This window comes from Pseudohongiella sp. O18 (assembly GCF_021729085.1).
In the GTDB taxonomy this organism is placed as follows: Bacteria; Pseudomonadota; Gammaproteobacteria; order Pseudomonadales; family Pseudohongiellaceae; genus Pseudohongiella.
In genome coordinates this window covers 531053-546035 of the sequence record NZ_JAJSAR010000002.1, presented here as the reverse complement: position 1 = coordinate 546035, position 14983 = coordinate 531053, and the positions used below count along the sequence as shown (strand labels likewise).

At 53.0% G+C, this 14983-nt stretch carries 16 protein-coding genes and 1 riboswitch; of the genes, 4 read left to right on the top strand and 12 right to left on the bottom strand.

The window, feature by feature from the left end:
- Window positions 1-6: 6 nt before the first annotated feature.
- A complete protein-coding gene (locus tag LVD14_RS09850) occupies window positions 7-960 on the bottom strand; it encodes a cyclase family protein (protein WP_237133915.1) in 954 nt (317 codons plus the stop codon).
- Between the two features lie 123 nt (window positions 961-1083).
- Window positions 1084-1335: riboswitch (cobalamin riboswitch) on the top strand.
- A 112-nt stretch (window positions 1336-1447) separates the two neighbouring features.
- On the opposite strand from LVD14_RS09850, the gene LVD14_RS09845 reads away from it, so the two are divergent.
- Entirely contained in the window at window positions 1448-3382 is a 1935-nt protein-coding gene (locus tag LVD14_RS09845; protein ID WP_237133914.1) for a TonB-dependent receptor domain-containing protein, read from the top strand.
- Window positions 3383-3464: 82 nt separating this feature from the next.
- Here LVD14_RS09845 and LVD14_RS09840 read toward each other — a convergent pair whose 3' ends face one another.
- Together LVD14_RS09840 and LVD14_RS09835 are read right to left on the bottom strand one after the other, a co-directional pair.
- Window positions 3465-3761 carry a hypothetical protein gene (locus LVD14_RS09840; protein ID WP_237133913.1) on the bottom strand — a complete coding sequence of 99 codons (297 nt, stop codon included), beginning with the start codon at window positions 3759-3761 and terminating at the stop codon, window positions 3465-3467.
- 72 nt (window positions 3762-3833) lie between these two features.
- Window positions 3834-4886 carry an energy transducer TonB gene (locus tag LVD14_RS09835; protein ID WP_237133912.1) on the bottom strand — a complete coding sequence of 351 codons (1053 nt, stop codon included), beginning with the start codon at window positions 4884-4886 and terminating at the stop codon, window positions 3834-3836.
- A 104-nt stretch (window positions 4887-4990) separates the two neighbouring features.
- Between LVD14_RS09835 and LVD14_RS09830 the strand changes: the two genes are divergently transcribed.
- Window positions 4991-6928, top strand: coding sequence for an acetyl-CoA hydrolase/transferase C-terminal domain-containing protein (locus tag LVD14_RS09830; protein ID WP_237133911.1), 1938 nt, complete (start codon window positions 4991-4993; stop codon window positions 6926-6928).
- Window positions 6929-7028: 100 nt separating this feature from the next.
- A complete protein-coding gene (locus LVD14_RS09825) occupies window positions 7029-8165 on the top strand; it encodes a peptidyl-alpha-hydroxyglycine alpha-amidating lyase family protein (protein WP_237133910.1) in 1137 nt (378 codons plus the stop codon).
- 84 nt (window positions 8166-8249) lie between these two features.
- Here the strand turns inward: LVD14_RS09825 and LVD14_RS09820 are convergent, their stop codons facing one another.
- The 9 genes from LVD14_RS09820 to LVD14_RS09785 form a co-directional block, all read right to left on the bottom strand.
- Entirely contained in the window at window positions 8250-11141 is a 2892-nt protein-coding gene (locus tag LVD14_RS09820) for a TonB-dependent receptor (RefSeq protein ID WP_237133909.1), read from the bottom strand.
- Between the two features lie 148 nt (window positions 11142-11289).
- On the bottom strand, window positions 11290-11460 hold the full coding sequence (locus tag LVD14_RS15660; RefSeq protein ID WP_411268274.1) for a diguanylate cyclase domain-containing protein: 171 nt from the start codon (window positions 11458-11460) through the stop codon (window positions 11290-11292).
- The gene (locus LVD14_RS09815) at window positions 11441-11587 is read right to left on the bottom strand and encodes a hypothetical protein (protein ID WP_237133908.1); all 147 of its coding nucleotides are present in this window, start codon (window positions 11585-11587) and stop codon (window positions 11441-11443) included. Before LVD14_RS09815 ends, LVD14_RS15660 begins: the two co-directional genes overlap by 20 nt.
- A 66-nt stretch (window positions 11588-11653) precedes the next feature.
- A complete protein-coding gene (locus LVD14_RS09810) occupies window positions 11654-12205 on the bottom strand; it encodes a hypothetical protein (RefSeq protein WP_237133907.1) in 552 nt (183 codons plus the stop codon).
- A gap of 33 nt (window positions 12206-12238) precedes the next feature.
- The gene (locus tag LVD14_RS09805) at window positions 12239-12655 is read right to left on the bottom strand and encodes an ACT domain-containing protein (RefSeq protein WP_237133906.1); all 417 of its coding nucleotides are present in this window, start codon (window positions 12653-12655) and stop codon (window positions 12239-12241) included.
- On the bottom strand, window positions 12636-12920 hold the full coding sequence (locus LVD14_RS09800) for a hypothetical protein (protein ID WP_237133905.1): 285 nt from the start codon (window positions 12918-12920) through the stop codon (window positions 12636-12638). Before LVD14_RS09800 ends, LVD14_RS09805 begins: the two co-directional genes overlap by 20 nt.
- A 39-nt stretch (window positions 12921-12959) precedes the next feature.
- Window positions 12960-13583, bottom strand: coding sequence for a class I SAM-dependent methyltransferase (locus LVD14_RS09795; protein WP_237133904.1), 624 nt, complete (start codon window positions 13581-13583; stop codon window positions 12960-12962).
- Window positions 13584-13856: 273 nt separating this feature from the next.
- Window positions 13857-14318, bottom strand: coding sequence for a methyltransferase family protein (locus LVD14_RS09790; RefSeq protein ID WP_237133903.1), 462 nt, complete (start codon window positions 14316-14318; stop codon window positions 13857-13859).
- 54 nt (window positions 14319-14372) lie between these two features.
- Window positions 14373-14675: a hypothetical protein gene (locus LVD14_RS09785; protein WP_237133902.1), complete on the bottom strand. Its 303-nt coding sequence runs from the start codon at window positions 14673-14675 to the stop codon at window positions 14373-14375.
- Between LVD14_RS09785 and LVD14_RS09780 the strand changes: the two genes are divergently transcribed.
- The gene (locus tag LVD14_RS09780) at window positions 14674-14982 is read left to right on the top strand and encodes a hypothetical protein (RefSeq protein WP_237133901.1); all 309 of its coding nucleotides are present in this window, start codon (window positions 14674-14676) and stop codon (window positions 14980-14982) included. The genes LVD14_RS09785 and LVD14_RS09780 overlap by 2 nt on opposite strands.
- The last annotated feature ends 1 nt before the right edge of the window (window position 14983 follow it).

Sequence of the window (14983 nt, the reverse complement as noted above, 5' to 3'; positions counted from 1 at the left end):
ATCAGCTTAGCGTATGGCGATCGGATTCACCACCACCTGCACAGCACCTTTGAAGCGCGGCTGACCCAGGACAAACATGAACTCCTGCACGCCATCCGCAGCAAGCTCCGCGGTATTCATACTTTCCAGTATGTACACACCTTGCTTGGCAAGCAGCGTCTGATGCACCGCAAAAGCACGGGCCGGGTCTTCAAAGGGAATGACCTCCAGAGCCGGGGTATCCGCCCCTATGGCAACAACGCCCAGACTGGCCAGATATTCCGCACCTTCAACTCCGGGACCGGGCTGGGCAGAGATAAATCGCTGGTCATCCACACCCAGCAGCCGCATCCAGCCAGTGTGAAACAGCACAACATCGCCCTGGCGTATCTCTATGCCCTGTGCCGCCGCAGCCGCCTCGATTTCAGAACGATTGAACGCCGTACCCTCGGTGACCATATCGACGCCAAAGTGCTCTGTCATGTCCAGCAGTATGCCGCGTGTCACGATAGGCGGAACTGTATGGGTGCCCAGTTGCGACAGACCGTCGTCTGCAACAATCTGCTCGGTGGTCAGGCCATTGTAGTACTGGTGGCCGATCCCAAGATGGCCGAGACCATCAAGTTGCGAACCAATACCAAAGCTGGTGCTGACACGTTCATCGTTGGAAGTGACCACATCGGCACCGACCGGAATCTGACTGTTAGCGCTGACGATGTCGATGTTGTAGCTGCGGTTGCCGTAAGCTGGGGAGTTTTCGGCAGTTTCCACACCCAGTGAATAGACTTTCCCCGTACTGACCAGCTCTGCAGCCTGCAGCACCAGTTCATCATTCAGAAAATTGGCAGCTCCAATGCGATCATCGGCACCGAAACGCGACGGCACCCAGTCCTGGGCCATGACGGTGGATGCAGCCATTAATCCCACCAACAGGGCGATTGATCGCGACACGCCATGCATTAAGATGTTGTTATTTTTCATGCTCTCTCCGACAGATAGGTGAACATTCAGTTTCCGATGCCAACCGGATGGACGTCAAGCTTAACGCCTCTGCCAGCGCCAGTGCATCTACGATTCAATTTGCCTAATGCGCCGCATTCACCTAACATTGGCGCCGCTTCAGGTGTTCCGTGGTCCTCAGTGACCCCGGAATTAAACGGGAAGTTGGTGCGACGCACAATCAGGTCTATGCCAACGCTGCCCCCGCAACGGTAAGCAAGTAAGCTGTATCACAATGCCACTGTCAAAAGTGCCAGACGGCGATAATGACGGGAAGGCGATACTGCTTGATAACGTTCTGTTTCGAACGATTATGACTTGCAAGCCCGGAGACCGGCCTGATGCCAACGACACGCTGCGGAGGGCAGTGCTGCGGAAAGACGCTTCCCCCGGCCTGCCCGTGGTTCTTTCTGTTGCCGCCATCTCTGCCTGCGTGATTTCACATGACGCACTCGGGTGAGATTGCACAATGATTTACAAGAACACGCCTAAAAAGACTCCTCAAGACATCACAGCTACCATTCAATCGCCGCGCAGCGCTGCCGCGCTTTTGCGTTACGCTGGTCTGCTGTGTACCGCACTGCCGCTTGCGACAATCGCCTCTGCCAGTCAGGAGACTCCCGCTAACGAGTCCGCTGATCAAAAGACTCAGGAAGTGATAGTCACTGCCAACCGCATGAACCAGCCCCTGAACGAAACACTTGCTGCCAGCACCGTTTTTACGCTGGAAGACATTGAAGCCTCGCAGGCACTCAGCCTGTTTGATCTGCTGAGCGGCTCACCGGGCATCCAGATGGCGCGCACCGGCGGCCAGGGGACACAGACCAGCCTGTTTATGCGTGGTACCAATTCTGATCACACGCTGATACTGATTGATGGGGTCAAGGCCAACACCGCCAGCGAAGGATTCGCCAGGTTGGAGAATATTCCGGTCGCGCAAATTGAGCGCATTGAGATCGTGCGCGGACCACAGTCAAGCCTGTATGGCGCCGATGCGATTGGTGGTGTTATTCAGATTTTCACCAAGCAGGCAGCCAATCGATCCGTTGACCAGGGGCTGCATGGTAGTGTCAGTGTCGCAGCAGGCACGGAATCTACCTTAAACACCAATGGCAGTATCAATACCCGAGTCAACAACACATCGTTGTCACTCAACATTGCCCATCATGAGACTGATGGCATTCGTCCCATCCACACGCCAACGCCGAGCGCCCGTCGTAGCGCTTATGACAATGACGCTGCCGACGTTTCAATCGCCCACGAATTTACCGGCGGCGCCACACTGAGAGGTGGTTATTATTGGACGGAATCTGAGCTGGTCTATGACGGCGGTATCAATAACAGCGATGCCCAGTCCGCCAGCGTCGGACTGAGCCTGCCGGTCACAGAGCAATGGCAAAGTGATGTACAGCTCGCGCGTTTCGAGGATGAGAGCATCAACCGGAGTACGTTTGGCTCGCAAAGCCGCACAGAGCGGGACTCCTTCAATTGGCAAAACCATATTGAGCTTGGTGAACATGCTTTGGTGTTGGGTGCTGACTTTGAGTCAGAAGAGCTGCTGTATCTGTCCAGCGGAGCGACACAAAGCGACACCAGTCGCGACAACAGTGCCGCATTCGCCGTCATTCACAGTGAATTCCCGCGCGACAGCAACAGCCTGCACACAACATTTTCACTGCGCTACGATGACAATGAACAATTCGGAGGCGAGACAACTGGCAAAGCTGCAATAGGCACAGACCTGGGTGCAACGATGCAGCTCTGGGCATCCTACAGTACGGCGTTCAAGGCCCCGACACTGGTAGATCTTTACGTCGATTTCCCGGCGTTTTTCTTCTATGGAAATCCCGATCTGCAGCCTGAGACGTCACGCAACATTGAGCTTGGCCTGCGTGGCGCAAATTCCAGCATGAACTGGTCCGTCAATGCTTTCAGAAATGAAATCAAAAACCTCATCGCAACCGACGCGAGCTTTACAACATTAGCAAATGTTGAACGCGCTCTGATCAACGGACTGGAACTCAGCCTTCAGGGCGAATGGTTGGGCTGGCAGGCCAATGCGGCGCTGACACTGCTGGATCACGAGAACCGCGATACGGGTCAGGAGCTGTTGCGCCGACCCAATCAAACCCTTAGCGCCGGTATTTCACGAAGTTTCCAGAAGCTTGAAGTGGGACTGGACTGGCATCTGCGCGGCAAACAGAAGGACGTTGATCCAGTGACATTTGGCACGTCTTCGGTAGACAGCAATGCCGTTTTTGATCTTGTGATGGAGTATCAACTGATTGATGATCTGCGTTTGCAGCTCAAGATCGGCAATCTGTTTGACAGGGACTATCAGGTCGTCGACGGCTACAATACCTACGGTCGCACTGCCCTGCTGACGACGCGGTATCAGTTCTAGTTTTCAGGCTAATGATTCAGACTCAGCCAGAGCAAAAGATGCTCTGGCTGAGCCGCAGAATTATCAATTCAAACATTGCATATTATCGCGATCTGGCTCCTGCTGCGTTCTCACGGCAGAACTCATCACGCGTCTTGGCAGTACCATCTTCGTTATAAAACGTGTCCATGGCATTGTAGCGCACATAGACGTCACGATTGTCTACGCCGGTACAAATAACACGATAGCTGTCGTTGTCCCACATGGTGGCATAGGATGGCGCCTCAAGGTCGTCACTGGACGAGGCGCAACCGGCTAGACCGACACTCAGAATCAAGCCTGCAAAGGCATTTAAACGATTGCGGTGACTTTCCCAACTCTTTTGCAGCAAGTTGCTCATAACACCTCCTTACTTCATTAATCCTACGCTCACTGTGTAACATATCCATTGCGGCAATGCGAATTAGGAGGATCAGCCGAACTGTTCCAGGTGAATCTGAGCGCCAGGGTTTCCTTTTATTTCCAGGCTGCAGTTGGCCCAGGATGCGGGAATCCGGTATTCCGCACCTTCGCTAAATTGAAAAGTCTGTATGTTATGAAGACATCGCAGTTTGATTTCCGTGATGCCACCGTCAGGGCTTTCAACGTAGAAGCCTCGCTTGGCTAGCATAATATTCCACGAGCCGCTATCCGGCACTACATCTGCGACTGCATAAGCGGAATCATCCCGGGTGAGTGCAAGGATACGATCCGACGCCGTCTCGAACTCACTCACATCCTGCCCTCCCTCCAGCATTAACTCATAAGTCTTCAGTGCCTCGACATAGCGGCGATTGTTGACCTGAAGCATGAACAAATTCCGACGTGCCGTGGCAAGAACATCAACTGGCATGGACTCAGCAGCCAGCTCCATTGAACTGCGCGACCGGTAGCTGGACTCAAAAAACAATGCCGCATCCAGGTATTGCATAAGTTGCAGCTCACTACCGCCGTATCTTCTGTAATAGCTGTAACGAGTGAGATTCAGAAGCACGTGCTCAAAGTTAGTAGCAACGGGGTAATTCTCAAGTTCTTCCAACAACTGCGCCGCCTGTTGCTGATTGTCATCTGCAATGGCGGCTACCACCGCATCATAGCGACGCCGAAATGCAAAATTAACGGAAGGATCCTCATCTGTGTCGTAGAAAATCGCCAAGTAAAACGCTGCGTTCATCACTGGCTGGCCATCTTTTACCGCCGGCCTCCAACGACTGGATGCTACTGCCTTTAACGCTTCCTCCTGAAAGGCGGGGTGGCCTGTCGACCGATAGATGCTTGGCTCAAAAACCTTGCCCTCCTGATCAACCATATATCGTACAAGCACCATGCCCTCCTCATCCTGGTTCTCTAGTGAAGGAGGATAACGAAGTACAGGGCGAAGGGTGGATACCAGCCCGCTATCCTCCTGGGCAAAGATAGCCGCGCTACCAACCGTCAGCAGAATAATAGAGATTAGCTTCAAAGTTTTGTGTATCAGGGCAGACATCCCTCTTTCCTCATTGTTATAGTTCTTAATACAGACGCAAAGATACTCCAAACCAGTCAATATCGGCTACTGGCCAGTCGGCTTATTCAACACGGGAGCACGGAATGACATCAGCAAGGCCCCAATGGTCACAAGATGCCGAGGCCGCTGTCGACGCAGTCCTGGAACGCGTTGGGCATCGCGTCGTGCTCGGGCTGCCACTGGGCATTGGCAAACCCCTGCATTTTGCCAACGCCATCTATCAACGCGCATGCCGTGACTCCAGCATCTCCCTGCATATTGTCACCGGTCTCTCGCTACAGGCACCGAAAGCGTCCTCATCCATGGAGCGCCGCTTTCTCGAACCTTTTTTAGAGCGTCTTTATGGTGACATTCCCGAACTGGAATATGCGCGCGACGCTGCCACGGGCAAGCTGCCGGACAATGTCAGGGTGTCCGAATTCTTTTTCCAGGCGGGCAACTTTGTTGATCAGCCGCAGCAACAACGTGATTACGTGTGTACTAATTACACTCACGCGGTCCGCGACCTGATGGCACAGGGCATGAACGTAATTGCGCAACTGGTGTCACCCGACCCATCAGGCGATTCCGAGGCATTCAGTCTGAGTGGCAATCCAGACCTGACACTGGACCTGATTCCCATGCTTAAACAGCGCGCCCGGGATGGCACGCCGACCGCATTGGTCGCTGAAACAAACCGCGAGCTTCCGTTCATGTCCCGTGATGCTCTGGTCAACCAGGATCAGTTCGATGTTGTAATTGACTCGCCGCAGTATGACTATCCCCTTTTTTCTGTACCCAATATGGCACTCAGTGCCCAGGATCATCTCATCGGTTTTTACGCCAGCACCCTGCTGCGCGATGGTGGCACTCTGCAGCTGGGTATAGGCTCACTGGGGACAGGTCTCATTTACCAGACGATCCAGCGGCACAGTAATAATCAGCAGTGGCTGCAGTTATACCAGACTCTAGAGGTCGACCAGCGCTTCCCCTTTGCCTGCGACGTCGGCAGCAGTCAAGCTTTCACGGCAGGTCTCTATGGCTGCAGCGAAATGATGACGGAGGGATTTTTCGATCTGCTTGATGCAGGTGTACTGAAACGTGAAGTCGCCAGCCGTGAATCTGATGACGCCGGCTCCACGCTAATGCATGGCGGTTTTTTTCTGGGTACCCGTCGTTTTTATCAGCGTCTGCGCGAGCTTCCTGATGAGCTGCGTGAGAAAATCTGCATGACCAGCGTCAACTTCATCAACGATCTTTTCGATCATCGCCTGGGAGATCAGCGGCTGAAGGTGTCGCAGCGCGAACATGGCCGGTTCATAAATTCCGCCATGATGTGCACATTAAATGGCGCGGTTATTTCCGACGCACTTGAAGATGGTCGCATTATTTCTGGCGTCGGTGGTCAATACAATTTTGTTGCGATGGCGCATGAGTTACCCGGCGCACGATCCATCATCACACTGCGCAGTACCAGGCAGCACAAAGGAAAAACAGTTTCAAATATCCTGTTCAACTACGCTCACTGCACAATTCCAAGGCACCTGCGCGACATTGTCATCACCGAATACGGCATTGCTGATCTGCGCGGCCAACCCGAGCAGGATGTCTATACCCGGCTGATCGGCCTGGCCGATGCGCAATTTCAGAGTGAACTGCTGCAAAAGGCCAAAGACGCTGGCAAGATTCACGCTGACTTTACCCCACCACCACATTGGCAGGGTAATACTCCTGAGGCAATCAAGGCACTTGCTGAAGATCAATCCCTGGAAGGCCTGTTCCCACCCTACCCGTTTGGTCATGATTTCACCGATGAAGAGCTGGAGCTAAGTCGAGCGCTGCAGACGCTCAAGTCCGCGACCGATACTACTGCTGGCAAATGGCAAACCATCGCAGCGGCTTTGATGCGACCAGCGAATCGTCCGCACTGGCAGCCACTGTTGCGACGGATGGGTCTGGAAAAGCCACATAGCATAATGGACAGGCTGGAGCAGCGACTGTTGCTATGGGCCCTGGAACATTCCTCAACAGGGCGCCATTGACACGATTGGGTTGACCCGTACACCGGGGATAGTATGCTTGGGACTTCATGGCAGTACCCCACCCAATCAATGCAGGACACGATAATAACAAGGAGCACCCATGACAAACCCCATCAAGCCGGGCCTTGCGGGCGCCGGTCTGGCACTGGCCCTACTCACCGGCTGCACCAATCTCAGCACTAGTTATGACAATGCAATCACTGGCGAAGGTCTGCCCAACCCCAATCCTGTGCTGACGCGCAACTGGGGTGAGTTACCTGCCGGGCGCGAATGGGGGTCTACCGCAGGCGTGGACATTGACCCCTTTGACGGAAACATCTGGGCCTACGAGCGCTGCGGGGCCGGCAGTTTCGGGTCAGGTGTGCCGGTCAACTGCCATACCAATCCGGTCGATCCCATTTTTAAATTTGATCGCCACACCGGTGAAGTTCTTGCCAACTTTGGCGGGGGCATCATGGTAACGCCGCATGGTATTCACGTTGACGATGATGGCAATGTCTGGGTTACAGACTTCGCTACCAACGATGAAGGTACTAAAGGCCAGCAGGTGCATAAATTCAGCCCTGCTGGGGAATTGCTGATGAGCCTGGGTACGCCCGGACAGACAGGCAAGGATGGCCAGCACTTTAACCAGCCAAACGACGTGGTGGTTGGTCCTGATGGCAGCATCTATGTGTCCGATGGACATAGCGGCCAGGGTATGACCACCAACCAGGCCATGGCCGAAGGCAGAGCCAATGGTCAGACAGCACGTGTCATGAAGTTTGCGCCCGATGGCACGTTCATCAAACAATGGGGACAGATTGGGGTTCGCCACGGAGAATTCCGCACGCCACATGCGCTGGATTTTGATTCCCAGGGCCGATTGTGGGTGGCGGATCGCGGCAATCATCGACTCGAGATATTCGACCAGGATGGCAACTACCTGGAGTCCCGATACATGTTCAGTCGGGTCAGTGGTATTTTTATCACCGATGACGACATGCTTTACGCGATTGATTCCGAATCAAGCCCGACCAACCACGTTGGCTGGCGTAATGGTGTCCGTATCGGCCATATCGATCACGATCATGTGACTGGATTCATCCCACCATTTGAGCGAGAAGACCGTGTGTATCAGGGCACAGCAGGTGAAGGTGTGGCAGTCGATGCAGATGGCAATGTCTATGCTGCGGAAGGACCCAACTCATTGAGTCAGGCTGGCGGTGCATTCACCAAGTATTCAGTCAATCCCTGATCAGCCAAATCAAGTAAGCAGCGCCCAGCCATGGGCGCTGCTTTCTTGATGACGGATCAAGGCTGATCTCTCAAGCTGCGACTATCAGAACTCGTAACGCACACCCATGGTGTACTTACGGCCAGAAAAACTGGCATCCTCAACAAACGGACGGTAGCCCTGATAGGAGACCTGAGGCTCATCAGTCAGGTTGCTGCCGGTGAGAAAGGCCTGCAGATTGTCTGAGAAGCGATACTGCAGTTCAGCATCCACGCGATCTTCAGCCGCGTAGAACTCGTCACTTTCGATATCGCTGCCCAGTCCTTCGATGTAGTCATCACGGTAGGTATAGTCCAGTCGCGCACTAAGATTGCCCCAGGCATAGTCCAGAGTGAACGTGTACAGCAACTCTGAAAATCCTTCCAGTGGCAGATCGCGGTTGTCCGTACGATTTGGATAGGTCGCGTCACTTTCAGTCAGTGTGGTACTGGCAGCGATGCTCAGCCCCTGCAGTGCACCAGGGAGGAAAAACAGATTCTGTCGGGCAATCAACTCCAGACCGTAGTTGGTAGCAGATGAGCCATTGACTGGACGCTCGTATTCCAGATCGCCGTTTTCCGCTGGCACCGGAATACCATTACTGCCCAGCGTGTCAAAGTCGTAAGTTTCGGTGTAGGTAAAGTCCTCGATATCCTTGTAGAACACACCTACCGAATACAGACCACCGCGATCGGTGTAGTACTCAAGCTGGACATCAAAATTATCCGAAAGCGCTGGCTGAAGATTGGCGTTGCCATCTTCTATATTACCGTCGTCATCAACCCAGCGCCCACGAGACAGCTCAGTCAGGCGCGGTCGCGCATAGCTGCGATTGTAGCTTTCACGCAGGATAAGGTTGTCAGTAAGCGCGTGACGGAAGTGAACCCCTGGCAACCAGAAGCCATGACTGTCTCCACTAGTGCCTGGTGTCACGGAAGGCTCATCGTTAAGGTAGCTGACGATTTTATTCTGGTTGTCCCATTCGTAGCGCTCGTAACGCACGCCAGCAATCACTGTGTGAATTCCTGTTTCATAGGTACCCATCAGATACGCGGCCGAGACAGTTTCAGTGGCATCGTAATCTTCAACGTTGCTGTCCTCCAGTGAGTCGTCTTCGACAAACTCAAACAGTTCCGGATTGCTTTGCAGCATGGCCAGGCCGATCTGTGGTTGCACATCAAAGTACTTGGGCTTGCGGAAGATGACCTCATTGGTCGGAATCAGCACATCCGCATAAGGGAAAGCATCATCCATTTCATACAGATCAACCGTCATATCGCGGAACTGCGAACTACGGCGATACTTGGCACCAGTCTTGAAGGTAAACGAACCACTGGCCAGTGTCATTTCACGCTGCCAGTCGATGCGACCGCTCAATACTTCATCTTCCTTGCTACCGAACACATCTTCCAGTTCGCCTTCAGTCATCAGGCTAAGATCTGTGGAATCCACACCATTGACCACATCAACGCGGATGTCACCGTTGGGATCAAACACTTCATACTCAAAGATGAACCAGGGATCATCCGGCTCCATCAGCATGTTCAATTCACTGTCGTCATGTATCTGGCTTTTGTTTCGAGAGTAGGAAACATCATAGGTCAACAAGTCTGCATCGTATTCATGTTTTGCACCAACAGACAGTGAGAACAGGTCGTTGTCCTGATCTTCCAGCGTGCCGATCCAGCCGCGAGACGCTTCGCTATCCACCGTGCCACGACCATAAGTGGGAGTCAGTTCGGCGTAGGTTTTGTCGCCGCTTAGACTATTGCCGAACGCAGTGTCGATATCGATATCGGTTTCGTATTTTGTGCCCTGGCGAGAAAATGTGCTGACCATCGGTCGCACATAGAACTCGTGATTGCTGCCTACACGAAAATCAATAGAACCACTCAGCGTATGCGTCTCAGTCGTGCGCGTGTCGTGTTCAAAGTGTGTGGACTCCATGAACCACACTGGCTCGTTATATCCGCCGAGATTTAACTGCGGGTTAGTTTCAGGTGTCACACGCACCCAGTCCTGGTCGGCATTGCGCGAATAGCGATCAGTATCATAGGTGCTCAATGTAAAGCTGATACCCAGATTGTTTTGCTCATCCCCAACGCTGAAAATATCAGAGAATGAGAATTTGCCGCTGTGCCCCCAATTGCCGGGCTCTTCATTCAGTTGTGCTCCGATATCAACACTCATTTCGCGACCCGTACGCTGAAACGCACTTCGCGATAGCAGATTGACGATACCGCCTACCGCATCACCGTCACGGTCCGGTGTTGGCGACTTGATCACTTCAATCTTGGTAACACCATCAGCAGCCAGCTGCCGGGGATCAAAGGTATTGCTGCTGCCAGAGGACGGAACACGATTGCCATCCATCTGCACAGAGTTGAACTCACCGGACACACCACGGATGTTGATGCCACCGTGCGAGCCGTCCTGGGCAAGATCCACACTGAGGCCTGGCAGACGTTGCATAGCCTGACCGATATTGCCATCCAGCATGGCACCGAACATCTCCTCGGAGACCACATTGACGATACCGGCTGCGGTTTTCTGCTCATTAATGGCACGATCGATACCGGTGCGGGCCGCGCGTACAGTGATGGTCTCGATGGCGTCGCTGCGCTCCATAGACACATTCAGGGTAGCGACCTGGTCGGCAGAAACAGTGATGGTACTTTCCACTGGCGCAAGGCCAACGTATGTGATGGTGACAGGATAGGTGCCAGGAGGCACGTCTGCAATCGAGAATCGACCACTGGCATCAGTAAAATCACGGAACCTCTCGTCCGCTACAGTGACGATTGCACCTTCCAGTGAGCGACCGCTGGCGGCCTCGGCAATACGACCAAAAACGGCGCCATCACCACCCTGGGCGAAAACAAGGGTGGCGCTGTTTATGGCAAGGAAAATGCCAAAACAAAGCCTGGTGGAACGACGCTTGAAATGACCGGTGGACATAAAAATCTCTCCAGGGGCTGCTTGTGATTGTTGATTTAAAAACAGGCAGCCTACGCCCAGACTATGACCAGTCGGTGACGATTAGATGAGGGTTTTATGACTTTCGCGTCACATTCGGATGACAGGCAGGGATTGATGGCGAGTCGTGTCAGACCGGTTCTGAGATTAACCTGTTGCGTCCAGCCCGTTTGGCAGCATATAAATGCCTGTCGGCCTCAGTGACAAGCTGATCAGCATTTACGCAGTCCGTGTGACCGCGTGCAAGCCCGGCACTGATCGTAACTCGACCGTGGGCGGACTCAGGGAATGGAATGTTCATTTGCACAACGCCCGCCAGTACGCGCCTGGCCGGCTACAACCAGGGCAGCTGCCAGCATGATGCGCCCCAGCACGCTGCGCATCAGTGACCGGGAAGAGCGCCACTTTGGGAGATCGTTGTTATTCACGGGGAAAATTATAACGACTGAGGGCGACAAGGACACCTTTGCAGGTGCCACATCGGGTGATACATACTAGTCCTCATCCTTGCCTCGAAGCTGCCTGCGACGGCTGACTCTCCGAACCAGTTCTGAAAGGCTATGCAGGCTTTCTGTCTCTCGCGCCAGGTGAATACCAAACAGATATCCCGCATAAGCAACCAGCACCCAGACGACAATCTGCTCGCCGCCCCTTCCATCGGGCCAGTAGCCGAACCACATGAACGCCTGAACGATATTGCCAACCTGTGACACGATGAAATTGACAATCAGCGCCACAATGCCATTGGCAAAAAGCCCAGGGAGATCAAAGTTGGCAATAAAACTGATCAACTCGCCAGTCTCCAGCACCAGCAATGTCCAGAGTACCGCCAGTCCGTAGAAACCGCCGCCAAAAAACAGCCATTGCTTGTACAGGTAATTGCCACTGCGGCTTTTGTTGGTCTTGTGATGCTTCTTTAGCTCCGCAAGGCGATCACGAATCGCCTTGTGCCCGGCATCACGAGGGAGCTGGCCGGCACCATATAACCAGTTAAACATCAGCCAGCTCAGCGCTGCCATTGGCATTCCCAGCTTTATTGCGGCCATTAACCAGACAAGAATAGACATAGTTGTGTAGCGCTAAATGCGCTGGAGTAAACGTAAGGCGACGTCAGCCTTGTCGCGAGGCACAAAAATATGATCGTGATAATAGCCCGCCAGTATGTTTGCAGCAATCCCATGATCAGCCAGCAGGCGCGATACAGCCGCAGTCAGACCAACTGCCTCGAGACTGGAATGCACTGTCAGCGTAATCTGCCGAAAGACGCTGCCAACCTTAAAATTCTCACGCTCTGCGATAGCCAGGGGCAGTACCAGAGTCAGCCCCTCTTCCTCCCGAATCGTGGCCAGAGGTTCTAATCTGATGTATTCAGAAAGGGACCCGGAGACACTGCAGAATACAAACTCGGTACCTGTGAGACTTGGCTGCAGGGACTGCAGCAAGTCATCCAGATCTGCGATTCCCAGCTGGTGTCCGCTACTGTTCTGAGCTTTCATAGCTAATGCCACCAGTACGTCTGGCAACCAGATTATACAGCCAGGCCATCACCGCCACGATAAGGTACGCAAACACGAACTGCATCAATGGCATCACTATCATCATGACAGAGAATACCGAAGCCATACCCTGTCCCTCTGCCTCGACAGGTATGAGTGCGAACATCAGTATCATCGGAATCATCATGACTAGCGATGCGATCGCTACAACTACAGCAACAGTGAACGCAGTTTTATGAGGTGCAATATAAGTAATGGATTTCATTTAATCACTTCCCTGAGTTTATTGGATCTATGCTGGATATCAGTTCACTTTCTTCCTTGCAACAATGAACAACGACGCCTTGGCTGGTTGCCATTCATGGTCAATAGTAAACCCGTTCTTGGTCAGCATGCCGATCAGCTCATCTTTGCTGAAACTGTCTATGTGCGGCGCGAGACCGATAAACTGCATCACCGGTATTAAAAGTCGCCAGTGCAGCGACACTTCTCGCATCAATGCGTTACTGGACACAAAAATGCCGCCCGGCTTCAATAGTTGGTTCACGCGATTGATGGTTTCATCCACGTTGGGCAGCAGGTGCAGAATATTCAGACCAAGCACGGCATCAAAACTTTCGGGGTTCAAAGGCAGGCTGTCGAGCGTGCCCTGCTGAAAGCTGATATTAGTGATGCCCTGAGCCTGGGTTTTCTGTTCGGCAATTGCGATCATCTCATCGGAGATGTCAGTTGCCAGAATCTGTTTGACATACGGTGAGTGTACGATAGCCGTACTGCCGGTACCGCAGCCGAACTCAAATACTGACCAGTCTGGCTTGAAATAGGATTGCGTGATTTCCAGCTTTTTCTGGTAGGTTTTTTCGTCACGCACCGGGCTTTTGGCATAGCGCGGCGCCAATTTGTTCCAGAACTTTCTTGGGTCTTTCATATGATGTCCTTATTCAAATTTTGTGCCCTTTTCAGCTATCGATTCTGCCCCATTAACGGTCAAAATTAAAGTTCCTGCCTGCGGCGCGGCACCATGGTTCACAACGAGTGTCCAACGACGGGAACCCAGTCACCGTCACCATCGGCCCGCTGGTGTGAAACTCTCTGCTTAGGCCAGCTTCGACAATGCTTCGCGCCGCGGCCGACAGCGGTGTCAGGATCACTATTAAAAAAACCATGGATCGCGAGAGCATTGACGAAAGCAAAGAACGCATTAAAGCCACCTCCGAACTCGCGCGCAGTAATTGGTATAGTCATTCCCGAACAGACTGGTCAGCGCACGCTCTTCTGGTAAAATCTGAAAGCGATTCATGTACCAGACAAACACAGGCAGCAATAGCAATACCGTCAGGTTACCCAGCAATAGCGCCCAGGCCGCAAGCAGTAGCAGGAAGCCCAGGTACATTGGATTGCGTGCGACCCTGTAGATTCCAGACACCACCAGCGCACTGGAGCTTTCAGGATTCAGGGGGTTGACCGTTGTGCTGGCTCGCCTGAAAGACGCAACACCTGCCAATATTATCAAGACAGCGAGTGCACTGAGAGTGGCCACCAGCACCTGACGCCACGGCACTGCATAATTTAATCCCGGGGTCAGTCGCGCAAGAAGCCACATCAGGCCTGCGAACAAAACGACCAGTGCCAGAGGTGGTATTTTCAGTTCCAGTGATCGCATGCTTTTTTGCCTCGGACAGGCCCTGCTATTTAGCGGTCAAGATACTACGGTTCGTCATTCAGTAATACTGAGATGAACACACCTCAGGAATATAGTGCAAAGTTTACTTGTCATTATCGCCACATTATGACAAGCTAGCTTTACATTTTGACCAGTATTGTTTTCACCTAACGTCTTATAGAAGAAATTGGAGGTTCCCATGACCACCCTGAATATCCGAAAAATAGGAAGCTGCGCGATTTGGTTATCGCCGGTAATTATCGTACCTGTGACATTTTTAGCTGCAACACCCTGGCTTGAACAACAGCCTGATGCCCTCACGCTGTCTTTAGCCGCAGCCGCCGCATTATTTGTCATGGCCTACAGCCTGTTCCTGTCTGCCCGTGTCAATCGCCAACTGGATGAAGTACAGGTAGCTGGCCAGCGCTTTTCCAGCACCTGGGGCATGACGGTCGGCAGTGTCGCCGCTGTCATTGTCATGATGATTCCGCCATTGATGAACGCCCTTGCCGATGCAGCGTTGCGGCTGGGAACCGAGTCACCTGAGGAGTCCGTCAAGCTGGGCATCACATTCGGGTTTATGTTGGTAGTGGTTCTACAACTCATTGGCACCGGCGCCGTCTCACTCTGGTGGACCCGGCGACTGGGCAAGTCATCAGACTGAT